The organism is Actinomyces sp. HMSC065F12, from assembly GCF_001814535.1.
GTDB classification, from domain to species: Bacteria; Actinomycetota; Actinomycetes; order Actinomycetales; family Actinomycetaceae; genus Pauljensenia; species Pauljensenia radingae_A.
The window spans coordinates 1-287 of record NZ_KV816964.1; the positions used below are offsets into that span (position 1 = coordinate 1).

At 59.6% G+C, this 287-nt stretch carries 1 protein-coding gene; it reads right to left on the minus strand.

The window, feature by feature from the left end:
* A partial coding sequence (locus tag HMPREF2975_RS12480; RefSeq protein ID WP_227469183.1) for an AAA family ATPase occupies window positions 1-287 on the minus strand: 287 nt, incomplete at both ends.

Consider the following 287-nt stretch of genomic DNA (forward strand, 5'->3'; position numbering starts at 1 on the left):
GCGGCCATTTTGGTTTGGCCGCCGATGGCGAAGCGTCCTCTCGTGTCGGTGTTTTTGGTGACGTGGTCGATGAGGATGACGGCTGCGCCGGTGTGTCGTGCGATGGTGCGTGGGATGTGGCGGTGCCATCGGGCGATGTCGTCGTTGTCTTTGCTGGCTGCTCCTTCTTGTGTGAGTGCGTCTGTGACGCCGTCGATGATGGCGAGTGTGTATGTGTGTGTGAGGAGTGTGCGGAATGCGTGTTGTTCGCGCGTGGTGTAGGGGGATTGTTCTGGCCTGATGTAGGT